Origin of the sequence: uncultured Shimia sp. (assembly GCF_913054185.1) — a bacterium.
Classification (GTDB): domain Bacteria; phylum Pseudomonadota; class Alphaproteobacteria; order Rhodobacterales; family Rhodobacteraceae; genus Shimia.
Genome location: NZ_CAJXIV010000021.1, coordinates 20,250 through 45,234, shown reverse-complemented (window position 1 = coordinate 45,234; position 24,985 = coordinate 20,250). Strand labels below are relative to the sequence as shown.

Here is a 24,985-nt window from a genome sequence, read left to right as displayed (position 1 = left end):
GCTGAGGCGGACGCCAGAATTGATGCGTATTGGCGTCCGTACCATGCCGAACTCCAGGCGCTGCTGGAGGCCGCCCGTGAAAAATTTGGCGAGGCCATTTTGGTGGATTGCCACTCCATGCCCCGAGAGGCCGTGGAAAGCGCAACACGTCGCGGCGTGCCGCGTCCCGAAGTAGTACTTGGAGACCGCTTTGGTGCCGCAGCAGATGTGGAACTGGTGGACCAAATCGAAGCGGCCTTTCTAAAGGCGGGTTTTGTTGTCTCCCGCAACACACCTTTTGCCGGGGCTTATGTCACACAGCACTATGGCCGTCCGCTTAAGGCGCAACATGCGGTTCAGGTTGAAATCGACCGGTCGCTCTACATGGATGAGGCCAGCATTCGGCCAAATTCCGATTTTGACAGCTTCCGCGAACGACTAACGCAGGTGGTCGCCCAAATTGCCCGTTTGGGCCAGCCGGAGACCAACAGCCTGGCCGCCGAATAGGCGGAGAAACGTTGACCTGCGCGCCGCAGTTGATAAGGCTCTGCGCAACTTGAGGAGACCAAAATGTCCAACGCCTTGATTGTGATTGATGTGCAAAACGACTTTTGCCCCGGCGGTGCGCTGGCCGTGCCCGAAGGCGATCAGATTGTCCCCGGCATCAACGCGCTTATCGCGGAGTTCGACACGGTTGTCCTGACCCAAGACTGGCACCCGGCAGGCCATTCGTCTTTTGCCAGCAGCCACAACGGCAAATCTGCCTATGAGCTGATCGATATGCCGTACGGCCCTCAGGTGTTGTGGCCAGACCACTGTGTGCAGGGCAGCAACGGCGCGGCCCTTCATGTCGATCTCAATGTGACCCGCGCCAACATGATCATCCGCAAAGGCATGAACCCAGAGATTGATAGCTACTCCGCGTTTTTTGAGAACGACCAGAAAACTCCAACAGGCTTGCATGGTTACCTCAAAGGCCTCGGCGTGTCGGAACTCACCATGGTTGGCCTGGCAACAGATTTCTGTGTTCAGTTTTCCGCCTTGGATGCGGCACGGCTTGGCTTCAACGTCAATTTACGCCAAGGTCTCTGCCGCGCGATTGACTTGGATGGCTCCCTTGCGACTGCTGAAAAAGCCATGGATGACGCAGGTATTTCTCGCATTTGAGGCATAATCTTCTTGGTTTGTTAACCAAAGTTCGGTCATTTACCCATCATTAGTAGGTTGTGAAGACTGGGAAATGGCTGCGGAAATTCACGAACTTAACCGGGCTCTAGAGGCTTTTGACAAGCGCAATACGCCTGAAGGTTTGTTGGTGCGTTATGCGCGTGGTCGACTGCGCCATTTCTATACGCGCCAGTCGCTGTCGCTTTTTGGGGCACTGCTTCTCGCCTTCACGGTGTCGCCTGTGACTGGCTTGATGGCGTTTGGTGTCTCCTTGTTTGGCGAGATGCTGGATACCACGCTACTGCGCGGCGTGGAGAAGCAGCTCAATCGCGGTGTGTCGGTCAAACAGATCCAATTTAAAACCACCGTCACCGCTTTTGCTCAGGCTCTGGGTTTGTCAGCCTTTGTCACCATCCTGTGGTCCGCCATTCCACGGGACGCGGCGTTGCTACTTTGTTTGGCCTACATGGGTTCAGGTGCCGTCAATGCGATTATGGCACTGGCCTTCCATCAAAGAGCGGCCATTGCACGCCTTCTGGTGTATGGAGCTACAGTGGTCGGGTTGTTTGTCGCTGATTTTTACGCCCTGCAGTACCAGCGGGAGCAGCTTTTTTACAACATCGTTGCCACCATGATGGTGGCCTACACGATGCTGCCGTTTGTCAGCTACGTCACAACTGGTCGCCTTCGGGAGTTGCGCCAACAACGTCGACAAATTGAACAGGGGCTTGAGCTGGCCAAAGCCAACGCCTCTTTGCAGGAGCGTCAACGCGAAGGGCGCAGGCTCAGCTCAATTGCCGAAAATGCCGTCGACAGTATCATTATGCTGGATGCGCAAGCCAATACCTTATGGGTCAACCCGGCGTTTACCCGTAAAACCGGATACAAGCTGTCCGAGGTTGTTGGAAAACATCCCACTCAATACCTTCATGGTCCCAGGTCTGATCCCGCAACCCTGCGGCGCTTCACTCAGGCGATCAAAGATGGCGTGCCGGCCCACGGTGAAAACGTCAATTACACCAAAATCGGTGCGGCTTTTTGGGTGGAGACCAATCTGTCCCCAGTGTTTGATGATCGCGGAAATTTGGAGATGGTCGTCTCAGTGGATCGCGATATCACCCTCAAAAAGCAGCGTGAGGCGGAATTGGCGGAGGCAAAACGGGCCGCAGAAATGGGCGAGCGCGCCAAAACCGCTTTCTTGGCGACAATGAGTCACGAAATCCGCACACCCATGAATGGCATTATTGGCATGTCAGACCTGCTAAGTGACGCGAAACTCAGCTCAGAAGAAGCGCTTTATGTGCAAACCATTCGCCATTCATCTGAGGCACTTCTGACCATCATCAACGACATTCTCGACTTCTCAAAATTGCAGGACGGTCATCTCAAGATCAGCTCCATCGCTTTTGAGTTAAAGCCTTGTCTGGACGAAGTGGTCAATCTGATGCGCCCACAGGCAGCCGCAAAGGGCATTCCCCTTATCATTGAAACAGCTGACAATCTCCCGCGCACCGTGTGGGGGGATGACGGTCGGTTGCGTCAAATTTTGGTGAATGTGATTGGCAATGCCATCAAGTTCACCGAAACCGGCAACGTGACCGTCCAGGTTGGCACCGTGAAAGAAGGCCCGGATCACGGGCTGGAAATTTCCGTGACCGACACCGGAATCGGCATCGCGCCGGATCGAATTGAGCACGTGTTTGACCAATTTGCGCAGGCTGACGCCGCCACCACGCGCCGGTTTGGCGGCACCGGTTTGGGTCTCGCAATTTCCCGCCAATTGGCCCGCATGATGGGCGGCGATGTTGTCGCAACCAGCGCTGTGAATGTTGGCTCTTGTTTTGTTGTCCAAGTGGACTTTCCGTCAGTCAATCTGCCTGCAAAGCGCGTGGCGGACCCAGATGTATTGCCGGACTCAGCCGTGTTTGAAGGCACAACTGTCCTGCTGGCGGAAGACAACCGAACCAATCGGTTCCTTGTTCAAAAGCTGTTGAAGGATCTGCCGCTCACCTTGGTAACTGCGGTAAACGGCGAAGAGGCAGTTGAGATGGTGAAGCAGCACGAGCCGGAGATTGTGCTCATGGACATGTCAATGCCGGTCATGGATGGGCTTGATGCCACCCGCTTCATTCGCAAGCAGATGCCGACCCAACCCCATATCATCGCTCTGACCGCCAACGCATACCGCAGCGACCGTCAGGCCTGTTTGGAGGCTGGCATGAACGGTTTCCTGCCCAAGCCAGTGCGGCGTGCCGAGTTGTTGCGAGCCATTGCACATGGGCTTGAAAGTCGCACATCAGCCGCACGTATGGGGTGATGCGCCATAAAGGCTTTCAGGCCTTTGATTTTCTGGGTATTAACGGCGAAACAAGACTGTGAGGACCAGAAATTATGGTCGATATCGCCACCCGCGTCTGGAACCATAAATGGAAGATTGACCCCATTGTGCGGTCACTCATCGACAACGACTTTTATAAGTTGCTGATGTGTCAGTCGATTTTCCGCAATCGCCCTGACGCGCATGTCACCTTTAGCCTGATCAACCGATCCTCCAACATCCGTTTGGCAGAGTTGATCGACGAAGGCGAGTTGCGTGAACAGCTCGACCATATCCAGTCACTGTCGCTCTCCCGTGGCGAAAGCACGTTCCTGCGCGGCAACACGTTTTACGGCAAGCGGCAGATGTTCCGTTCTGACTTTATGGAGTGGTTCGAAAACATGCGCCTGCCGGACTACCATCTGGAAAAGCGCGACGGCCAATATGAGCTGACGTTTGAAGGCAAATGGCACGAGGTCATGCTGTGGGAAATTCCGGCTTTGGCGGTGTTGATGGAGCTGCGCGGCCGCGCCGTTCTGCACGATATGCGCAAGTTTGAGCTGCAAGTGCTCTATGCCCGCGCCATGACCAAGCTGTGGGAAAAAATTGACCATCTGCGCACCCTGCCAGATCTGCGGATTGCGGACTTTGGCACCCGCCGTCGTCATTCCTATCTGTGGCAAGACTGGTGTGTGCAGGCCATGGTGGAAGGCTTGGGTGACAAATTTGTTGGCACCTCCAACTGTCTGATTGCGATGAAACGCGATCTGGAAGCGATTGGCACCAACGCACATGAATTACCGATGGTGTTCTCCGCACTGGCGAAAAATGATGAAGAGTTGCGCCAAGCGCCTTACCAAGTTCTCGCGGACTGGCATGAAGAGCACGAAGGCAACCTGCGCATCATTCTACCGGACACCTATGGCACCGAAGGCTTTTTGAAAGGCGCACCGGATTGGCTTGCAGGCTGGACCGGCATTCGCATCGACAGTGGTGATCCCGCCACAGGCGCGGAAATCGCCATTCGTTGGTGGAAAGAGCGCGGCGAAGACCCCACCAAGAAGCTGGTGATCTTCTCCGATGGTCTGGACACCGCCAAAATTGCCGAATTGCACATGCAATTTGCTGGCCGCGTGCGCGTGTCCTTTGGCTGGGGCACATTGCTCACCAATGACTTCCGTGGCTTGACCCAAAGCGAAGGCCTCGCGCCATTCTCCATGGTATGCAAAGCCATCAAAGCCAACGACAAGCCGACGGTCAAACTGTCGGACAACCCGAACAAAGCCATGGGCCCCGCCAGCGAAATCGAGCGCTACAAGCGTGTGTTTGGCGTGGGTCAGCAGGAAGAAATGGACGTGATTGTCTAAACAGTTTCCATCAGGAACTTCTGCACCAAGGCCACTGTGCTGGGGTCCCGCAAAATGCGCGTGTGTCCCAGGCCTTCGGTGACCTCCAGTTTGGCATCCTGCCACGCTGCAGCTACCAATTGCCCCTCCGCCAAAGGCACCTGCCGGTCGCTGCGATCATGCAGGATCAGGGCATTTTGTGTGAGCACCGACGCATTGAGCGGCGTGCGAAACTCATCAAACGCCCGCCCATACTGCGATTCTATCAACGCTTGTGCACGACCTGTGACCTTCTCTGTAGCACCCAACATACGCCCGGCCTGCGCCAAATAGGTACCCGGATACACCGGCGGCGCAATCAACACCGCCCGCTGTGCGCCCATGCCAAGCCGCAGCGCCGTGGCCAAAGCCGCGCCCCCCATGGAGTGCCCAATCACCGTGTGAAACGGTCCTTCCTGCGTGGCAAACATCTCGAGCGCGTCGACAAAATCAGGCAAAGCGGCACGGTTGTTGGGAGACATCCCATGCGCCGGGGCATCAAATCCTACAACCTCATAACCAGCCGCCACCAAAGCCTCTGCAAAGCCGCTGAGCTGGCTCACACGCCCGCCAAATCCGTGCATCAGCAGGACCTTACCTTTGGGCGCGACATTGTCAGGTCGCCATCGGTACACGGACAAGAAACCAAGATTGCCAAACCGCCGCCGCGCGTAGTGGGCCTGCGTCATGGCGCGATGTTCCCAGTGGCGGACAGTGGGGCGGGAAGGGGTGGTGAACAGGTCTGCCAACCGTGTGGCTGCCTTGTCCGGTGATGTGCGCGACAGAACCCACATCTGGCTACGCAGCGCCGCCAACTGCGCCAACTTTTGGATCTGAGGCAACTTACGCCGCCGTCGCACAACTGAAGGAACACTGCTGTCGGTCATGAGGACCTCCCGAAATCAATTCATAGGGTTCCAAAATAGAACTCACTATATAGATAGGTTCCAAAACAGAACTGAGTCAAGGTCTGTTTTTGGAACCTATTGGGAAAACCAACCAGAGATGTTAGGTGTCAGACATGAAATGGACCGATCTCCCCAACGAAGGCTGCTCCGTGGCCCGCACCATGTCAGTGCTTGGCGACCGCTGGACGCTGCTGATCCTGCGCGACACGCTGTTTGGCATTCGTCGCTTTGACGACATTCAGAAACGGTTGGGAATCACCCGCCATGTGCTCTCCGACCGCCTCAAGCGGTTGGAGGCCCACGGCCTATTGGAGCGCAAACCGTATCAGCAGCGCCCGCTGCGACATGAGTATCATCCCACGCAATCCGCCAAGGATTTTGTGCCGGTGATGCAAGCCATGACAGGTTGGGCGCAAGCCCACTTGCCGACGGACAAGCCGGAACCCTACCGTTTTCTGGACCGAGAAACGCGCCAACCCACGGCGCCCAAAGTGATCGACACTAATACGGGCACCGAAATTACATCGACATCTATCTGGGTTGAGGCCAACCGCGATTAAGCCAAATAGCGCTCTGCCATGGCAATTGCGCGTTCGGCATAGTCCCGCACCGCCGGATGGTCATCGGCATAGCGGCCAATGACCCAGCCGCAAGACGCCATCGCCCGCATCACGGTAAAGGCCTCAAGAAGCTGCGCCGCGCCCTCCGGCAAGGCCCGCACAGACGCATACCCCCGCAACAAGGCTGTGCCCAAGGCCGACTCATTGGCCTGATCCCAATTCTGCGACATGGCCACGCCCAGCTCATACATGCGGAAGCCAAACACACCGTCGTCAAAATCGATCAAACGCGCATCACTCGCCTGAACCAAAACGTTTTCCCGCAACGCGTCCGCATGGATCAGGCCAAAGTCGCCCCCCGCCTCCGCATGCGCCGAAATCACAGCCCGCAGCTTCTCACGGCACGACAGCAGCAGCGCTGCTTCCTCTTCTGAAAGGCTGGTATTCTCCCAGAACTGCCCCCAAGATGGGGTCTCTCCGAGCAAAGCCTCCAAATCCAGAACCTCACGCTCAAACGCTTCTGGTCGGGTCATGGCATCACTTGCCACATGCAACCGCGCCAATTCTGCCCCCAGGGCCTCATGCAGACGTTCCTGCTCCGCCTCAGGCATGGCCAATTGTACGCCACCTTCGCCCAGTGGCTCACCGTCCAGCCAAGTCACCAAAGAAGCAACGCGTTCACCGCCCGTTGCCAACACTTCGCCAGCTAACGTGCGGATTGGCTGTGGCACTACCATTCCAGATGCAACCAAAGCTTCAGACCACCAAAGCTCAGAGCGGATCGCATCATCACTTTGATAGCCTGGCCGGTGCAGCCTCAGTGCGGCGCGCTGTCCATCCGGCCCAGCCGCTTCCAGCACGATGTTCTCACGGTTTTTGATCAACCGAGGAGTCATCTCCACACCCCAAGCCTTCAGCGCCTCCTGCGCGGCCACAATGGCCTCTTGATTGTTCATAGCACCGCCTCAAACGCCGAATTTAGGGTCTCCACCAACAGGTCTGCATTGCTACGGTCAAACGCACAGGGCGGGCGAATTTTGAGCGTGTTGTCGTAACGCCCTTCGCTGTGCAGCAGCACGCCACGGTCGCGCATCTCGTCAATCATCGCTGTGCAAATTTCTGTGGCCGGTTTCCCGTCGCGCCAGAGTTCCACGCCAAGGAACAAGCCCGAGCCGCGCACATCGGCAATCACGTCATACCGTGTCTGCAGTTCTTTCAACTGCGCTACCGCGTAGGAACCCACGTCCGCCGCATTGGCGACCAAGCCTTCGTCCTCGATCACATTGAGCACCGCATGCGCCGCCGCCGCGCTCACCGGGTTGCCGCCAAAGGTGTTAAAATATTTGAAGCCTTCCTGAAACGCAGTCAGGATTTCCGGACGTGTGATCGTCGCTGCCACCGGATGTCCGTTTGCCATCGGTTTGCCCAGCGTCACGATATCCGGCGCAAAGCCCAGTTTCTGATGCCCCCACCAATGGCTGCCAATCCGGCCAAACCCCGGTTGCACCTCATCGGCAATCACAATGCCGCCCGCCGCCTTCACCGCTGCAACGGCCTCATCGAGGAAGCCTTTCTCCAGTGTGGGGAAACCTTCGTTGGCAAAGTACGGACAAATGATCAGCGCAGACAGCCCGTGCTCTGACGCCGCAAGCTCTGCAATTGCGTCTTTCACGGCTGCGGCAAACGCCGCCGCCTGACCCTCGCGCGTGCCGCCAACCGGAGCCATATTGTCCGGTGCAGGCACACGCTTCACATGGTCTTTAAACCCACCAATCGGGGTTTTGGAGCTGTTAAGCTGGCTCACCGCAGAGGTGTTGCCGTGATAGGTGTTGTCTGTGGTGATCACACCGGTCTTGCCGGTCATCGCCTGCGCCATGCGCAACGCCACGTCGTTGGCCTCAGAGCCGGAGCAAACCATCACCATGCTGGTCAGGTCATGGTCAAACTTCGCAGTAAGCGCCTCGCCGTAATCCAAAATGCCGTCATGTACATAACGTGTATGGGTGTTCAGCGTCGCGGCTTGTGTAGCGATCGCCTCCACCACACGGGGATGGCAATGCCCGACATGTGGCACGTTGTTGTAGCAGTCCAAATATTTGCGTCCGTCCGTGTCCCACAGCCAAACCCCCTCGCCACGTGCAAGGTGCACCGGCTCTTTGTAAAAGGTAGTGACATGTGGCCCCAACAGCCGCTTGCGCCGCGCCAATGCATCCGACATGGATTGCTCCCTCAATTTGCTCCCGCGCCATTACTGCGCTCGAAGCAGGGGGGCTGCAACCCCACAATCAGTCGTCGCGGGAGACCTTGCCCCGCATCGCCTTAACGTCACCACGGACCTTTTTGGATTTCAGGCGACGTTGCTGGCTGCCGTAGGTGGGTTTGGTTTTGATCCGCCGCTTTGGCGCCACCAGGGATTTGCGGATCAGTTCGGCTAAGCGCTCCCGAGCAATGTCGCGGTTGCGGGCTTGGCTACGGGTTTCGTCACATTGAATGATGATGGCACCGTCTTTGGTCCAGCGTCGTCCGGCCAATCTCTTGAGGCGTGCCTTCACCTGCGGAGTAAGCGCAGGCGCACGCGCCGCTTCAAAACGCAGCTCCACAGCGGTGGCAACTTTGTTCACATTCTGCCCGCCAGGTCCGCTGGCGCGCATGAACTGTTCCGTCAGCTCCCAGTCTTCAATTGTGATCTCGTCGCTGATCCGCAGCATGTCTCTTTCCGCGTTGCGCGGCCTACCATTAAGATTTACGCCTTGGTATGCGCTCAACATACGCACCTCCGCAATACAGTCGTAATACTGACGTGATACCGACGTGGTTTTTGGGTGACTTTGAGGGGTTAACGCGGCAACAAAAAGGGCCGCCTCCCGCGTTGGAGGCAGCCCTTCGAGATGATTGGAGGTGCATCGGTTAGGATCACACCAATTCGGACTTTACGTCAGCCAAGGGCTGCCTCAGCTGCGCTCCCCCCAAACTGTTCCGACCTCGTTCTCCATAGCTTCTCTAGACAATGGGCACCTCCCTTCAATTTGTTTCGCGTATCTCCAGCCTGCCACAGGATGGAGATATGTCAAACAAAATCATGTGGTGCGTGCCGTCAAAAACCCCACGATCATGCGGAACGGCACAAGAGCGATCAGCGCAAGCGAGAGCTTTACGCACCAGTCAGCAAAGCCAAGGCTCACCCAAAGCGGCACCACAGGTCCAACGCCCAGCAAAGGCAGCATCTCACCTGCCCAGCTCACGTCGTTGCTTGGTTCAAGGATGTTCAGCGTGCCACTGAAGGCGACAGTGAAGAAGATCGCAGTGTCCAAAGAGGATCCGATCAGCGTAGACGCCAATGGTGCCCGCCACCAAGCGCCCTCGCGCAGCCGATCAAAGATAGCAACATCAAGCAGTTGCGCCGTCAGGAAGGCGAATCCAGAGCCGATTGCAATACGCAAAGTCACGGCTGGATAGGTGAAGCCGTCGCCCTGCAGCATGATCTTTGTTCCAATGAAGGAACAGATTACACCCACGATGAAACCAGCAAAAACCACTTTTCGCGCGGCGGGTGCCCCGTAAACGCGGTTCATGACGTCGGTCACAAGAAAAGCGAGAGGGTAGGTGAATGCACCCCAGGTCAGCCACTGACCAAAGAGGAATTGCACAAGAATATTAGAGGCTACAACAATAGCAGCCATGGCAATAATGCCGGGAAGATAGGTCGTTTTCATTTGTCTGAGCCCGTTTTGTCAAGGTAGCGGCGACTTGGCCCCGCGACCGCCGCGGGACGGGGCGCTCCTACCGTGCAGGGTTCTACAAAGCAAGTATAATTACGGGATCATATATTCGACGATTTCTGTCCGCTGCACCAAACGAAAGTTGTCGTCTGAGATCATGGTGAGACGTATGCGATTTTGATCATCGCGCCAAACCGCAAGCCCCTCAAGGTTGTCGTGAGCGCCTACACCTTTGCGAAGCAACAGCTTTTCGTCACCCACGGTGTTCTTGTCGATAGTGAAACTGCGCACTCGAATGCGAAATCCCAGCCCATTGAACCCACGTTCAAGCAAGTACAATCTCCCGTCGGGGCCGAAGTCTGCGCCTACAGGCTGAAACTGTTTCTCGCGCGGCAAGGTAAAAGCTGTTGTCCAGGTGCCTTTCTTCAAGGCGTAAACCTGTGCGGTATCTTTGCTGCCAAGTGGCTGCTCCGGAATCGCAAAAATATCACCTTGGTTGTTGATGGCCAAAGCTTCAAACCCGCCGTTCAACTTCATTTGGTTCAGCTCTTTGGGCCACGGCATTTGGTTGGCTTTTGCACCGGGAGCAGCAAACTTGTTAAGCCTGTGATTGCCTTCGAAGGACACGATCAGTTTGCCATCCTTTTGCAAAACCAGCCCCTCACTGTCTCGCAATCCTGCTTTGGCAGGGAACTTTCCCGCCGTGTTCAGCACCCGATAGGGTTCCAAGTTGTCAATGCTGACAATGGTGTCCGCATTGCGCCGCACGTCACCGGTCACAAAGGTTCCACGATCAGAGAGCGCAACCATTCGTGACCCGTCGGCCGAAAGCTCCAACCCGGAGAAGCCGCCAAACCATCCTTCATGCAGGCGCCAAGTGTAGGTGGAAACATGCTCTGCAAGTTCCCCGGACGCGTCCCCGCTAAGGCTGCGTCCGGCCAATAATCCTGCACTGAGCAAACACGCCGTTACGGCGATTGTAAAACTGTGACGCATTGTTGAGGCAGGTCCGTCATTTGAAGTTCACGTCTTGGCTCTCGCTTTGGTGCATTTGGGTCGGGTGGAGGTGGAAACAAAATATCCTGGACCCACTTTTCCGCGTCGTCACACCCATCTCCTGCAGGTGGCGGGTCTTGGTTCACACACCCCGCCGTACCACTTGGGCACTTGAGCCGCACATGGAAATGATAGTGATGCCCCCACCAGGGCCGGATCTTACGCAGCCAAGACCGGTCACCTTTTTCGTCATTACACATCTGCACTTTTGCACCTGGGAAGACAAAAATCCGAGCAACCCTTGGATCACTTGCCGCGGCCTTCAGAATTTCATGATGCTGTTTGGACCAACTGTTGTTCACATAAGCGCCTTTGTCACGACGCATGGAGATCGACGAGATACCCTCACGCTCGGTGGCTGTGAGGTTAAGCCGGTCCGTGGGTCGCATCCAGATATCAATATCCAGACCCAATTGGTGAGAGCGGTGCCCCGTCAACATGGGTCCGCCGCGAGGTTGGCTGATATCGCCGATATAGAGCCCGTTCCACCCAGGTTGCTGTGCCGCTTTGGCGGATAGGTCTTTGATGTAGGAAATTGTCTCGGGGTGGCCCCAGTTCCGATTGCGTGACAGCCGCATGGCCTGCCATGTTGGCCCGGTTTCCGCCAACCTATCACCACCTGCCAAGCACCCTTTGGAATAGCCTCCAAACGGTGCGCTTGATTGTTGCGAGGCCGCTGGTTTCGCCCCAAAGAGTTGCTTGGCCTGGACACCTTGCATGCTCACGGGAACCTGTTGCTGCGTCGACACCGCAACCGTGCGCTCCGGTGCTTCGTTTTTGCATGCCGCGAGCCCGATTAGGGCGAGAATTGTTAAGAGGCGGTACCCCATGTTTCTCTATCTCCCTGTGGATTGACCCAGCGTAGCAGGATCAGACCCAACAAGAAAAGCAAGATCACAGGGGAAACGCCCAAACGCGCGGATCCGGTAATTGTGGTCGCCAATCCGATGAGAATGGGGGCGATGAACGCAGTAGCACGCCCTGACAAACCGTATAAGCCAAAGCTCTCGGTCGGCACCGCGGGATCAGTGTGACGCACCATCAACGAACGGCTCGACGCTTGCAAAATGCCGCCCATGCCCCCAATCAACGCGCCCGCCGCCAGCATAATGATATCAGGCAGATTGCTGCCCTCAGCCAGTGGGATCCCAAACAGTGCGTCACGGGACATGTTGACCAGTACGAAGCACAGCAGAATGAGCACCCAAATCGCAAAAATCACCACAGGTTTGGGACCAATGCGGCTGTCGACTTTGCCGCCGATGTAACAAAACAGGGTGGCGGAGGCTGCCCCGATGATGCCAAATATGCCAACTTGTGGGACGGTCCAATCCAAAACGTTGAACGCATAGATGCCACCAAATGCATAAATTCCGTTCAGCGCATCGCGATACAGCATAGACCCAATGAGGAGGTGGAGTAGGCTGCGACGGGTTTTGAGGTTTCCAATGGACGCTTTTAGAGTTCCGAGAGCATCCCCCACAGTACCGCGCACTTTTGCAATCAACGGATCATGCACCCACCGGAAATATGGGATCATAAAGACAAGGAACCAAATTGCCGTGAATGGACCAACAGCGCGCGTGCCTTCACGTGCTTCCGGATCGAGAAGCCCAAGTCCGGGAGCCAAGCCAACAATGGTCACTCCATCGCCTTGCTCCGCAAAGAAAACCAAAACCACAATCAACGCCAACAAGCCGCCGAAATATCCAAAAGCAAATCCGGAGCCGGAAATTTTTCCAATCTCTTCTTCGGTGCCTAAGTCCGGCAACTGCGAATTGGTAAAGATGAGGGCGTATTCCGCGCCGATAAATCCAATCGAAAACACAAGCAGCATCCAATACATATTGGAGCCGTCTGGTGCCGTAAACCACAAGGCCGCTGCACCGATTACGTACATGAATGAGAAGCCGATGATCCATGGACGCTTGCGGCCTCGTGTGTCAGCCAGAGCGCCAAGAAATGGCGCGCCAATCCCAATCACAAGGCCCGCCAGCCCCATATTCCAGGCCCAAAGTGTCTGAGCACTTGCCTTTGCGGCGTCCTCGCTCTGGCCGGCATTCATGAAGAACTCGGAGGCCACCGCTGCAAAAAACGGGCCAAAAATAAAGGTCACAAGAAGCGTGTGATATGGCTGGCTCGCCCAATCAAAGAAGAACCAACCCCAAATGCGCTTGCGCGCAGAAACATCTGACATCCGCATCCCCCCGGACTTTGTTTACACTTAGACAGGATGCCACAACCTTAGCAAGTTAATCCTGCATCGGAGGCCACGGTCTGGTGGATTCTGCGGCAACCCACTTGGCCACCCATTCCGGTGCGTCAGGGGCATCTTCAGTGTTTCCCATCGCTGCCAAAACTTTGTCAGGCGTTACAATCCCGGCCTTGTCAGTAACAGCGGCACGGTACAGCGCATGGTTGGCGCATTCGCCGTTTTGCTTCCACATGGATTGTTCCAGATAGATGAAGCGCTTGTCCCAAAACACCGCTCGGCTGCGCATTTCGACCTTTTCAAATGTGCGGATGCGGCGACGATATCGCACAGTTGCGCCCGCCATGGTCATGCTCCACTTTTTGCGGCGCAGCACCGCAACCAAACCGATCCTTTGCGCCAGCGGAATGCGGCCAAGATCAAACAGGGTCAGTGTGCGTCCATTGTTGAGCTCCATCCACAGGTCAATGTCAGAGGGCCAGCATCTGTGCTCAGACACATGAGAGCCGGTCAACGGCAGCGGCGTGGCGTTTCGAAATTTGATCAGCTCTTTGACCATGCGCATGATGGGATACATAAGGCTCTCCTTTGCTTGCCTTTCAATGCACTCAGCAACACATCGTCAACCGAGATTCCAGCACAGCCTTGTGCTTTGACGCAACGGTGCTTAACTGTGCCCCAATCGGAGCAAAGGAACCTCTCATGATGGCAATTTATGGCCCACTGCGGCTGATCTTGGATATCGCCTTCTTCTTTATGCTGGCACATATCATCATGAGCTGGTTGATCAATTTTCAGGTGTTGAATCTACGCCAACCACTGGTTTCGCAAATTTGGGCTGGCCTAAACCGCCTGTTGGAGCCGATCTACGAACCGGTGCGGCGTGTGATGCCGGACACCCGTCCGCTTGATCTCGCGCCTTTGGTGGTATTTGTCATAATCATTTCGTTGCGTGACTACATCCTGCCGGCGGTTCTTCTCGGATAACCTGTGCCTTCGGGCTTGAGGCGACCGCCTGCCTATGGGACAGTCGCGCAAAACGCAGATTGTCCCAATAAAAAAGGTGTGGAATGCAGGCCGCAACCACGGTTCTGAGCGATGTTTTTGGCTTTGATGCCTTCCGCCCGGGACAAGAAGAGATCGTGGACGCTGTCACCCGTGGTGACAATGTGCTTGCCATCATGCCAACTGGCGGTGGAAAATCTCTGTGTTATCAACTTCCTGCCCTTATTCGCAGTGGCGTCACTGTTGTGATCTCACCTTTGATTGCGCTGATGCGGGATCAGGTGCGAGCACTGCGTGAGGCAGGGGTTGAGGCGGGAGCGCTGACCTCTGGCAATACTGAAGAAGAAACCGCGCAGGTTTGGGAGGCTCTTGATGCTGGCCGTCTCAAACTTCTCTATATCGCGCCCGAACGTTTGGCCTCGGGCGCGGCGTTGGGCATGTTGCGCCAAATTGGTGTTGGTCTCATTGCGGTGGATGAAGCGCACTGTGTGAGCCAGTGGGGCCATGATTTCCGGCCTGATTATCTGCGCATTGGCGAGTTGCAACACGCCTTGGATGTTCCAATTGCCGCCTTCACAGCCACAGCTGACGCCGAAACCCGTGACGAAATTGTTGAACGTCTGTTTGGTGGCGCAGCGCCGCAAACTTTCTTGCATGGGTTTGATCGGCCCAATTTGCATCTGGCCTTCGCGGCCAAAGACAATCCACGAAAGCAAATCTTGCAATTTGCTGCGGCCCGTAAGGGGCAGTCTGGCATTGTCTATTGCGGCACCCGCGCCAAAACCGAAACCCTGGCCAAAGCGTTGCGGGAGGAAGGCCATCTGTCGCTGCACTACCACGGTGGCATGGACCCACAGGAACGACGTGATACCGAAGTCCGATTTCAACGGGAAGATGGTCTGATTGTTGTCGCCACTGTGGCGTTTGGCATGGGGGTTGATAAGCCTGATATCCGATGGGTTGCGCACGCAGATTTGCCCAAGTCGATTGAGGCCTATTACCAAGAAATCGGTCGTGCCGGACGGGATGGGGCTCCGGCCGAAACGCTGACATTGTTTGGCCCAGATGATATTCGGTTGCGGCGGTCGCAAATCGACGAAGGCCTCGCGCCTCCTGAACGACGTGCGGCAGATCATGCGCGCCTGAATGCACTACTGGGTTTGGCGGAAGCTTTGGAGTGCCGCCGCGCGAATCTGTTGCAATACTTTGGCGAAACCGAAGTCACGTGCGGCAAGTGCGACCTTTGTGACACCCCGCCCGAAGTGTTTGATGGAACAGTTGCAGTGCGCAAAGCTTTGTCCGCCATTTTGCGTACAGGGGAATGGTTTGGCACCGGTCATCTGATCGATATTCTGCTCGGCAATGACACCGAAAAAGTGCGCGAGCGTGGACATGACGTTTTGCCAACCTACGGTGTTGGCACGGAGTACGATAAACGCCAATGGCAGGCGGTGTTCCGTCAGATGATGGGCCATGATCTTGTGCGCCCCAATCCCGAACGCCACGGTGCATTGACCATGACAGACCGCGCACGTCCCGTGTTGCGGGATGAAGAAACAGTGAAGCTTCGCCGGGATACCATTCGTGCTACCTCGCGCAGACCCGCGGCTAAAACGCTGGTGAGTGAGGAAAACGCGCCGTTGATGTCGGCGCTAAAGGCCAAACGCCGCGCCTTGGCTGAAGCCGCCAAAGTCCCAGCTTATGTAATCTTTCCGGACCGAACTTTGGCTGAAATGTCAGAAGTGCGGCCGACAAATTTGGACGAGATGGCACGTGTAAACGGGGTTGGGGCCAAAAAGCTGGCCAATTACGGCGATGCGTTTCTAGAAGTGATCAACGGCGAGGCAGAGCAAATGCACCCGAGTCGGCGCAAGATAGCGGGCCGACAGGATGCGGACCTATACGATTTGCTTCTGGAAGCACAAACCAAGTTGCTTCGAGGTCCCGATGGGATCGATAAACCGATGAGCTGTTCCGCTGGCCTGTTGGCAAAGATCGCAAGCGCCAAGCCCCGCGACACTCAATCGATGGAGCGCCTTTTGGGCGATCGTCGAGCCGGCCGATTTGGGGATGCGTTCCTGGACGTGTTGCGCGATGCCACCTAAACATATCCAAGAGATGAGGAGCGCTCGATGCTTGTTGTGATTTCCCCTGCCAAACGATTGAATTGGGATCCCGTGGAGGGGCCGACAACGAAACCCGAGTTTCAGGAAGACGCGGTGCGTTTGGCAAAAACTGCCCGCAACCTCACGCTGACCGAGCTGCGCAAGCTGATGGATCTAAGTCCGGATCTCGCCAAGTTGAATCGAGCCCGTTTCAAGGCGTTCGAAGAGGTCCCCGGTATTGAAGTCACCCGGCCTGCAGTCCACGCCTTTGCGGGCGATACTTATGTTGGTTTGGATGCAGCAAGCCTTGAACAGGACGAAATGAATTGGGCGCAGGATCATTTGCGCATATTGTCGGGTCTTTATGGCGTGCTGCGTCCGCTGGACGCCATGCAGCCTTACCGCCTCGAAATGGGCAGTCGTCTAAAGACGCGGCGTGGCAAATCCCTTTACGACTACTGGCGACAGGCTCCAGCAAAAGCTCTGCGGGCACAAGCGGGTGACATCAAGGCCGATACGTTGATTAATTGCGCAAGCCAAGAATACTTTGGCGCGGTCGATCTTTCAGCATTGAAGTTGCGTGTAATCACGCCTGTCTTCATGGAAGCCCGCAACGGCACGGCAAAAATCGTATCATTTTTCGCCAAAAAGGCGCGGGGCAGCATGGCGCGTTACATCATCCACAATCGGTTGCAGGATGCTGAAGGCCTCAAAGACTTTGACTACGGCGGGTATCGCTACCAGCCAGACATGTCAGAAGGCGATCGGTGGGTGTTTTTACGAGACTATCCAGAGGCCTGACGCGGCAAATCTTCTGGTTCGGGGAACGGATCTGCTGTTTCCCCAGTATAGATTTCTGCAATCACACTGAAGATTTCATTCTTTCGCAGCGGCTTGGTCAGGTACTTGTCCAGCCCGTGTGACAGAATGTGCTCCTCGTCGCCTTCGTTGGCCAAAGCAGTAAGCGCAATAATCGGCGTGCGTTTGTTGGAAGCCCCTTCCAACTCACGTATTTTTTGAGTCGCCGCTGTTCCGTCCATGCGGGGCATGGAAATGTCCATGAAGATGAGGTCGGGTGCGTAGGTTTGGAATTTCTCGACAGCCTCGACGCCGTCGTGCGCAAACTCCAATTCAATGTCCAACGACTTAAGGAGCTTCTCAAGTACCAACCGGTTGGTTTTATTGTCCTCCGCGGACAAGACCCGCATCCGGCGTTTGGCAGGCCGGGGCTGAAGAGATGAGTGAGAGCGTGCAGCACTCGCCGCCTTGGTAATCCCCAAGTTCAGCTCCGCCCGCGATCCGGGTTTCTGCAAAATCGCCTTCACAAGGGAGTCTTTTTCCATTCCAGCAAAAGCTTTCAGATCACCCGTGAGCGCCAAAATGGGTGTGGTGATCTCCATCTTCTGCAGTTCGGCCCCCAGTTCACGTGCGTTGATGCCGGATGGCGTGTGATCAGCAAGGATCAAGTCTACATGAGGCGCCAGAAGAACAACCTGTGTCTGGTCTGTACAGATCGTGACGGTTGCTCCCATTTGTTCAAGTTGCTTGTGCAGTAGGTCGCTGTTTACTTCCATATCCGATGCCACCAAAACATGCTGAACATTGTCTGGCAGCGGAATCGGGAGTTGGTCACAATCTTCTTCGATTGGCATCGAGAGTCGGAAGCCAAAAGACGTGCCCTCATCCACGACAGAATCAACCCAGATTTCCCCGGACATCAGACTGACCAATTGTTTCGTGAGCGCCAGGCCAAGCCCGGTGCCCTCAAATTCGCGGTTCTGGCTGGTGTCGACCTGATTGAATTCACCAAAGATGTGCTCCAGCTTTTCTTCTGGAATGCCAATTCCGGTGTCTTGAATGGTGACATGAATCACTGCTTCGGAACCGTCATTGGTAATGACACCAACAACTTGCACTTGCACGTGCCCATGGTGTGAGAATTTGACACCATTGCCAACCAGATGGGTCAGAATTTGGCGCATCCGGCTAATGTCGCCCACAAACTTTGTGGGCAGGAAAAGGTCGTAATCCACTAACAGCTCCAACCCTTTTTCGCGGGCGGATCCTTGATGCAGTGTCATAACTTCGTGGATGCAGCGCTCCAGATCAAACGGCTCTGTGCGTAGGCCGACGTTCTCGGCTCCCAGTTTGGAATAGTCGAGCACGTCATTGATGATCGACAGCAGTGCCTCACCAGAGTTTTTGATCGTTGACGCAAACAGTTTTTGCTCTTCGCTCAGCGATGTGTCCATCAGCAAGCTGGCCATCCCAACAACCCCGTTCATTGGGGTGCGGAGTTCGTGGCTCATATTGGCGAGAAAGGCAGATTTTGCTTGGCTGGCAGCTTCGGCTTCGTGCCGTGCGTGTTGTAACTCCGCTTCTTTTCGGACGGAGTCTGTGATGTTGAGTGCAAGGCTGGCGCGGTCGTCGCCGTGATCACGTTGATCAATCAGCTTCAGGAACTCTTCGTTCCAAAGGCGTACGATCACTGGCTCTGGCTCGTTATCGTGCCAGCGCTGTTCCATCATGTTACACCAGTCGTCCGGAGAAGTGTCTTCCAAAATAAACAGCCCTTCATGGGCGGCGAATGTCATGATTTCTTGGTAACTGATGCCAGGCTTGATGTGATCCGCACCTTCAAAAATCGCCAAATAGGCGGGATTTGCAGCGATCATTTTACCCTTTGCGTCAAAGAAGGCAAATCCGTCGCGGATCGTGGCAATTGAATGCCAAAGCCGGCGTTCCGCTTGATCCGCGCGTTCTTTGGCAGTTTCGAGATCATTTCGAACTTTTTTGTTTTCGTTGACGACGGTTTGGTATTCCGCGCGGGTCTCGACAATCTCGTTAGACAGCTGCGCAGCATGCTTGCCGAGCTTGCGGTTGGCTGCATAAAGCTCGCGCTTCTTCAGCTCCAGCAAGCGTTCGGCCGCCAAACGTGCCCGTCTTTCGTCAGCGAGTTTTTGCGCCAGCGACATACGCCGATCCCTAAATCGTCCATTCCGTTGTTGGTGTTCTCTCAAATGTCCATGAACATCTGCTTAATCGGGAACGGCTTGACCGAGGCTTTTCTTTCCGTTGCCAAGTCAACGGGGCGCGTGGCACCATTGCATCATTGATTGATGGAGAAGCTTGATGTTTCGTTTTCTTTTGGCTGCATTTTTGACTGTGAGTTCTGGTTCGGTTTTTGCTGAGGATACGTTTGTCCCAGATCGACGTGTTGTTGTGAGTCGCGATGTGGATTTCTACGGATCGGACTTGCAAAACATTTTTGATACCACTTACGACGCGTGCGTTCGAACGTGCCTGGCCAATTCAGAGTGTGTCGCTTTTACCTTCAACAAAAAGTCCAACGCCTGCTTTCCAAAATCAGCAGTCAGCGATCGACAGCCATACGAAGGCGCACTCTCTGCAGAAGTTTTTGATACACCGCGCGGCACCCATTTGTTGGCGGAAGATCGCGCTGCCGAGCTGTCGTTTCTCAGGGAAACAGATTTTGAGCGCGCCAAAGATTTGGCCGCCAATATTGGCCGCTATCACGCCGGTGGTCCTTGGGCTGTGCAGGAGATGTTGGATGCCGCAAGAGACCGTCGTGCGGAAGGCAATTCCCTGAGTGCGATGCGCTGGACAGGGGGGGCTTTGGCCAAGGCAGACCGAAGTGATCTTTGGTATGAATACGCGCATCTGAATGCGAACCTGAAAAGCAACAAGTCGTCGGAGACACGTACCTATCGCGAGCGGGCATTTTTGGGCAGTATCAACGCCTTCTTGCGGGCGAAGGATCGCGCGCAGCAAGTTAACGCCTTGATTTTGATGGCGGATCAGTTTGATAATCAAGAACGTGGAAAATCCGTGCTGCGTAGTCTGCGCTTGGCGGAAACCCTTCAACCGCGTGCCGATGTTGGCCGCCGACTTGAAGCCGCGATTGGCAAATACGGGTTCCGTGTTTCTGAACATGTGGTGGAAAGTGACCTGCAAGATCCGCGCGTCTGTGCGGAATTTAATGAGCCATTGATCAAAGTTGGTCAGGATTATGCACCTTTTGTGAAGCTACCTGACGCCCGTATGGCTTTGCACATCGAAGAGCAGCGGATTTGTGTGGAAGGCCTCACTCATGGCCAACGTTTGGAAGTTACCTTCCGCGAAGGATTGCCGGCGCAAAACGGCGAGACACTGATCAAAGATATCATCCTAAATGCCTATGTCCGCGACCGTAGCCCCAAAGTGGGTTTTGGCGGTCGCGCCTATGTGCTCCCCCGAGGTCCGGAGGCGGGATTGCCAATCGAAACTGTCAATTTGGACGAGGTTGAGTTGACCCTGCAACGGGTGAATGACCGAAACATCCTGCGCGCGATTCAGGACAGCTATTTCGGTCAGCCCTTGAGCTATTGGCAAGTGGATGACTTTGCCCGTGATGTGGCTGAGACAATTTGGACCGGCACTGGTGACGTGCAGAACGCGCTCAACCAAACGGTGACAACGCGCCTGCCTATGGCGGATCTTGTGGCCGGGCAACCTGCCGGGGTTTACGCGCTGACGGCAGATCTTCCGGGGGCCGATAAATACGATGAGACCTCTGCGACGCAGTGGTTTTTGCTGTCCGACATTGGACTGACCAGCCTGAACGGGACTGACGGATTGCACGCCTTTGTCCGCCGTCTTTCGGATGCGACAGCAATGCAAGACGTGAAAGTATCCTTGATTTCTCGCGCCAATCGCGTGCTTGGAACAGGGGCCAGTGATGCAGAGGGTTATGTCCGTTTTGACGCAGGCCTCACACGGGGAACGGGTGCGCAGGCGCCCGCGTTGCTGATGGTGGAAAGTGGTGAGGATTTCTCTTTCCTCTCATTGACCGATCCAGCTTTTGATCTGTCAGATCGTGGGGTCGAGGGTCGGCCGGCGGCACCTCCGATTGATCTATTTGTCGCGACCGACCGGGGGGCATATCGTGCAGGTGAAACCATCCATGTGACCGCGCTGGCGCGTGGGCCATTGGCTGAGGCGCTACCTGCTTTGCCTGTCACGGCGCTCCTTTCGCGTCCTGATGGCGTAGAGTACAGCCGGAAGGTATCCGCAGAGGGTCTGGCGGGCGGGCACGTGTTTGACATGCCATTGGGTACAACAGTCCCGCGGGGACGTTGGACGCTAGAGTTGAAATCTGACCTGGATGCGCCTGCTCTGGCGACGGCGAAGGTTTTAGTCGAAGATTTTCTGCCAGAACGCATCGATTTTGACATGATCCCGCCAGACGGGCCGTTGATTGAGGATAATCCGGAGCCGCTCAAACTCGAAGCGCGGTATCTGTTTGGCGCACCTGCGGCGGATTTGGATGTTGAAGGCCAACTAACTCTGCGGACACAGTCAGAGGTTGACGGGTTTGAAGGGTACCAATTTGGGCGTTACGATACGCCTTTCTATGGCCAAACAGAGTACTTCTACGGCGATGTCACTGATGCTGAGGGTAAGGTTGATCTCTTCCTGCCTCTACCAGCTCAAGAGGCCGCAGGGCGCGTCTTGTCGGCTGAGATTTCTGTACGTGTGCTCGAGGGCTCCGGCCGTCCTGTGGAACGCAGACTGTCTCATCCGGTGGCCGCGCAAACATCTCTGATTGGCATCAAGCCTAAGTTCGAAGGCGATGTTGTGCCTGAGGGCGGCACCGCACGGTTTGACTTGCTGGCTTTGTCACCAGATTTGACACGGACCGAGATGCCCATCCAGTGGACAGTGAACCGCGTTGAGACACGTTATCAGTGGTATCAGCTTGGCGGCAGTTGGGAATGGGAGCCAACCACCCGTCGCACGGCCGTGGCAAGCGGTGCCGCAACGTTGGGAAGCAGTGTTATTGAGGTCGGCGCGGATGTCGATTGGGGACGCTATGAAATCGTTGTGGAACAAGAGGGCGGCGATTTTGTCTCCAGTGCCGTTGAGTTCTACGCTGGTTGGTACGCGCCTGTGGATGCCACTGAAACACCCGACACTTTGGAATTGTCGCTCGACAAAGACATGTTCCGTAGTGGCGAAACCGCGCAACTCCGTCTAGTGCCCCGGTTCGCCGGAACGGCGCTGGTATCAGTGATGTCTAATCGGTTGATTTCGATGCATGCGGTAGAGGTAAGCGAAGGCGAAAACGTTATTCCGCTGCCGGTAACGGATGAATGGGGCGCGGGTGCCTATGTGACCGCGTCGGTTATCCGTCCCGCAGATGTGCCGGCCGGAAAGAACCCAGCGCGGGCGTTAGGCTTGAGCTATGCAAAAGTTGATCCAGGTACAAAACAGTTGTCGGTGGAAGTGAATGTGCCAGAGCACATTTCGCCTCGTGGAACACTTGATGTGTCTCTCAAGGTCGCGGGTATCGCGACAGGAGAAACCGCTTATGTGACGTTGGCGGCAGTTGATGTTGGCATACTCAACCTGACCGGTTTTGCGAGTCCAGACCCGTCTGAGCACTACTTTGGCCAGCGTCGCTTAGGTATGGAAATCCGCGACATTTATGGCCGTCTTATCAATGGAATGTCCGGATCAATGGGGGCGTTGCGGTCTGGTGGTGATGCCAATGCAGGATCCACTTTCGACTCACCGCCGCCAACCGAAGAACTGGTCGCCTACTTTAAAGGTCCGGTCGAAGTTGGGGCTGATGGCTTGGCACGGGTGCAATTTGACATTCCGCAATTCAACGGCGCTGTTCGTCTGATGGCGGTTGCTTGGTCGTCCACTGGCGTTGGACAGGCAGAGAAAGATGTTCTTGTGCGTGATCCTGTTGTGGTCACCGCGAGCTTGCCGCGGTTCCTCGCACCCGGGGATGAAAGTCGTCTGTTGTTGGAGTTTGTGCACGCCGAAGGACCATCTGGCCGCATGGGACTGGATGTTGTTGCAAGCGGGGGCATTGTTTTGGACACCGGAGAGATTCCTTCCGGGTTGGCTTTGGAAACAAAGGGATCTGCAAGATTGTCCGTGCCTCTTGTCGCGCAAACCGTCGGAGATCACGTGATCAACGTTGCGTTGACCACGCCAGATGGCAAATTGCTCACCAAAACATTGACGCTGCCGGTTCGGGACAATGATCCGGAGATCAGTGAGACACGTCAGGTTGTTCTGGCCAGCGGTGAAACGCTAACAATTGGTGGCGACCTGTTTACAGAGTTACGAGCAGGCACAGGGGAGGCTGTTTTGTCCTCCGGTGCGTTGGCCCGGTTTGATGCGCCGGGTTTGATGCGTGCCTTGGACCGATACCCATACGGTTGTACCGAACAAGTGGCGTCTCAAACTCTGCCACTTTTGTATTTTGAAGATGTGGCGGATGCACTGGGGCTGGTGGCAAGCGAAACCTTGGACACCCGCATTGCCGATGCCATCGAACTGGTGCTCACCCGTCAATCTAGTAACGGCGCATTTGGCCTATGGCGGCCTGCTTCTGGAGACTTCTGGCTGGATGCCTATGTCAGTGATTTCCTGTCTCGTGCCAAAGCTCAGGGACACACAGTGCCGGATATGGCTTTCACGCAAGCCATGAACAACCTGCGCAATCGCGTGAATTATGCGCCGGATTTTGACAATGGGGGCGAAGACCTCGCCTATGCGTTGTTGGTTTTGGCACGGGAGGGCGCCGCAAATATGGGAGATTTGCGTTACTACGCAGATGTCAAAGGGAATGCCTTTGCCACCCCGCTTGCGGCGGCGCAATTGGGTGCAGCCCTTGCCTCTTATGGAGATCAAACCCGGGCTGATTATATGTTCCGTCGCTCGGCACAATTGATTGAAGGGCAGGCGCAAAAGGCAGAGAGCCCGCTGTGGCGTGTGGACTATGGCACCCACCTGCGTGATGCTGCCGGGGCGCTAACCTTGGCCGTGGAAGCAGGGAGCGCAGCGATTGACAGCAATGCGCTTCTCACATTGGTGTCTGCACCGGAGCATGACTTGTCCACACAGGAGTCCGTCTGGTCATTGATGGCGGCGCATGCGCTCATTGAGGATGAGGCGTCTAACACCTTGAGCTTGGATGGGGTTGCGCTGAAAGGGCCATTGCTGGAGCGCTTGTCTGACAGTGATACCTCTTCTGATATTGTCCTAAAGAATGAGGGAGATAGCGCACAATCGGTGACCGTCACCACTGTTGGTGTTCCGACCTATCCAATCCAAAGTGGCGGCTATGGCTATCAGATCACGCGCCAATATTTCACTATGGAGGGTGCCGAAGTCACTGGTGCCGAGGTCATGTCAGGTGATCGGTTTGTCACGGTTCTAACAGTCACGCCATCCAGCAAAGTTGGCGCGCGTCTGATGATCAATGATCCGCTGCCTGCGGGGTTTGAGATCGACAACCCCAACCTCTTGGCCAGCGGGGACGTGCGGGCGCTCGAATGGCTACAGCCAACCTATGCTGAGCATAGCGAGTTCCGCTCGGATCGCTTCCTGGCGGCCGTGGATTGGCAGTCGGATAAAACCTTTAGACTGGCCTATGTCGTGCGCGCCGTGTCGCCGGGCAGTTATCATCATCCCGCCGCGTCTGTGGAGGATATGTATCGTCCGCAATACCGCGCCAACACTGATGCGACCCGCCTTGTTGTGACCAAGTAAG

19 protein-coding genes are annotated in these 24,985 nt (G+C 55.7%); 9 read left to right on the top strand and 10 right to left on the bottom strand.

Going from position 1 to position 24,985, the window contains the following annotated elements; genetic code table 11:
* The 4 genes from QZ517_RS06800 to pncB form a co-directional block, all read left to right on the top strand.
* On the top strand, positions 1–486 hold a 486-nt coding region (locus QZ517_RS06800), incomplete at its 5' end, for an N-formylglutamate amidohydrolase (RefSeq protein ID WP_294224118.1).
* Positions 487–549: 63 nt separating this feature from the next.
* Positions 550–1,146: a bifunctional nicotinamidase/pyrazinamidase gene (gene pncA, locus QZ517_RS06795; RefSeq protein WP_294224115.1), complete on the top strand. Its 597-nt coding sequence runs from the start codon at positions 550–552 to the stop codon at positions 1,144–1,146.
* 73 nt (positions 1,147–1,219) lie between these two features.
* Entirely contained in the window at positions 1,220–3,463 is a 2,244-nt protein-coding gene (locus QZ517_RS06790; protein WP_294224112.1) for a PAS domain-containing hybrid sensor histidine kinase/response regulator, read from the top strand.
* Positions 3,464–3,537: 74 nt separating this feature from the next.
* The gene (gene pncB, locus QZ517_RS06785; RefSeq protein ID WP_294224109.1) at positions 3,538–4,830 is read left to right on the top strand and encodes a nicotinate phosphoribosyltransferase; all 1,293 of its coding nucleotides are present in this window, start codon (positions 3,538–3,540) and stop codon (positions 4,828–4,830) included.
* Here the strand turns inward: pncB and QZ517_RS06780 are convergent.
* Positions 4,827–5,735, bottom strand: coding sequence for an alpha/beta fold hydrolase (locus QZ517_RS06780; RefSeq protein WP_294224107.1), 909 nt, complete (start codon positions 5,733–5,735; stop codon positions 4,827–4,829). The genes pncB and QZ517_RS06780 overlap by 4 nt on opposite strands.
* A gap of 134 nt (positions 5,736–5,869) precedes the next feature.
* On the opposite strand from QZ517_RS06780, the gene QZ517_RS06775 reads away from it, so the two are divergent.
* The gene (locus QZ517_RS06775) at positions 5,870–6,316 is read left to right on the top strand and encodes a helix-turn-helix domain-containing protein (protein WP_294224104.1); all 447 of its coding nucleotides are present in this window, start codon (positions 5,870–5,872) and stop codon (positions 6,314–6,316) included.
* On the opposite strand, the gene QZ517_RS06770 is transcribed toward QZ517_RS06775, so the two are convergent.
* From QZ517_RS06770 to QZ517_RS06735, 8 genes are all read right to left on the bottom strand, one after another.
* Positions 6,313–7,272 (bottom strand): phosphotransferase, encoded by a 960-nt coding sequence (locus QZ517_RS06770; protein WP_294224102.1) that lies wholly within the window; start codon positions 7,270–7,272, stop codon positions 6,313–6,315. The genes QZ517_RS06775 and QZ517_RS06770 overlap by 4 nt on opposite strands.
* Positions 7,269–8,534 carry an aminotransferase class III-fold pyridoxal phosphate-dependent enzyme gene (locus QZ517_RS06765; protein WP_294224100.1) on the bottom strand — a complete coding sequence of 422 codons (1,266 nt, stop codon included), beginning with the start codon at positions 8,532–8,534 and terminating at the stop codon, positions 7,269–7,271. Before QZ517_RS06765 ends, QZ517_RS06770 begins: the two co-directional genes overlap by 4 nt.
* A gap of 67 nt (positions 8,535–8,601) precedes the next feature.
* Complete coding sequence (gene arfB, locus QZ517_RS06760) at positions 8,602–9,024, bottom strand: alternative ribosome rescue aminoacyl-tRNA hydrolase ArfB (RefSeq protein WP_294224098.1); 423 nt, start codon at positions 9,022–9,024, stop codon at positions 8,602–8,604.
* 369 nt (positions 9,025–9,393) lie between these two features.
* The gene (locus QZ517_RS06755) at positions 9,394–10,029 is read right to left on the bottom strand and encodes a queuosine precursor transporter (protein ID WP_294224096.1); all 636 of its coding nucleotides are present in this window, start codon (positions 10,027–10,029) and stop codon (positions 9,394–9,396) included.
* Positions 10,030–10,128: 99 nt separating this feature from the next.
* On the bottom strand, positions 10,129–10,977 hold the full coding sequence (locus QZ517_RS06750; RefSeq protein WP_294224093.1) for an esterase-like activity of phytase family protein: 849 nt from the start codon (positions 10,975–10,977) through the stop codon (positions 10,129–10,131).
* Positions 10,978–11,003: 26 nt separating this feature from the next.
* Positions 11,004–11,921: a penicillin-insensitive murein endopeptidase gene (gene mepA, locus QZ517_RS06745; RefSeq protein ID WP_294224091.1), complete on the bottom strand. Its 918-nt coding sequence runs from the start codon at positions 11,919–11,921 to the stop codon at positions 11,004–11,006.
* Positions 11,903–13,288 carry an MFS transporter gene (locus QZ517_RS06740; protein WP_294224089.1) on the bottom strand — a complete coding sequence of 462 codons (1,386 nt, stop codon included), beginning with the start codon at positions 13,286–13,288 and terminating at the stop codon, positions 11,903–11,905. Before QZ517_RS06740 ends, mepA begins: the two co-directional genes overlap by 19 nt.
* A gap of 55 nt (positions 13,289–13,343) precedes the next feature.
* Positions 13,344–13,880 carry an acyl-CoA thioesterase gene (locus QZ517_RS06735; RefSeq protein ID WP_294224086.1) on the bottom strand — a complete coding sequence of 179 codons (537 nt, stop codon included), beginning with the start codon at positions 13,878–13,880 and terminating at the stop codon, positions 13,344–13,346.
* A gap of 125 nt (positions 13,881–14,005) precedes the next feature.
* Here QZ517_RS06735 and QZ517_RS06730 point away from each other — a divergent pair, with 125 nt between their 5' ends.
* The 3 genes from QZ517_RS06730 to yaaA all read left to right on the top strand — a co-directional run bounded on the left by QZ517_RS06730 (position 14,006) and on the right by yaaA (position 17,214).
* On the top strand, positions 14,006–14,290 hold the full coding sequence (locus tag QZ517_RS06730; protein WP_294224083.1) for a YggT family protein: 285 nt from the start codon (positions 14,006–14,008) through the stop codon (positions 14,288–14,290).
* A gap of 83 nt (positions 14,291–14,373) precedes the next feature.
* Positions 14,374–16,413: a DNA helicase RecQ gene (gene recQ, locus QZ517_RS06725; protein WP_294224080.1), complete on the top strand. Its 2,040-nt coding sequence runs from the start codon at positions 14,374–14,376 to the stop codon at positions 16,411–16,413.
* Positions 16,414–16,440: 27 nt separating this feature from the next.
* On the top strand, positions 16,441–17,214 hold the full coding sequence (yaaA, locus tag QZ517_RS06720; protein WP_294224077.1) for a peroxide stress protein YaaA: 774 nt from the start codon (positions 16,441–16,443) through the stop codon (positions 17,212–17,214).
* Here the strand turns inward: yaaA and QZ517_RS06715 are convergent.
* Complete coding sequence (locus tag QZ517_RS06715) at positions 17,199–19,388, bottom strand: response regulator (RefSeq protein WP_294224073.1); 2,190 nt, start codon at positions 19,386–19,388, stop codon at positions 17,199–17,201. The two genes, yaaA and QZ517_RS06715, sit on opposite strands and share 16 nt — an antisense overlap.
* Positions 19,389–19,545: 157 nt before the next feature.
* Here QZ517_RS06715 and QZ517_RS06710 point away from each other — a divergent pair, with 157 nt between their 5' ends.
* Entirely contained in the window at positions 19,546–24,984 is a 5,439-nt protein-coding gene (locus QZ517_RS06710) for an alpha-2-macroglobulin family protein (RefSeq protein ID WP_294224071.1), read from the top strand.
* Position 24,985: the final 1 nt, after the last annotated feature.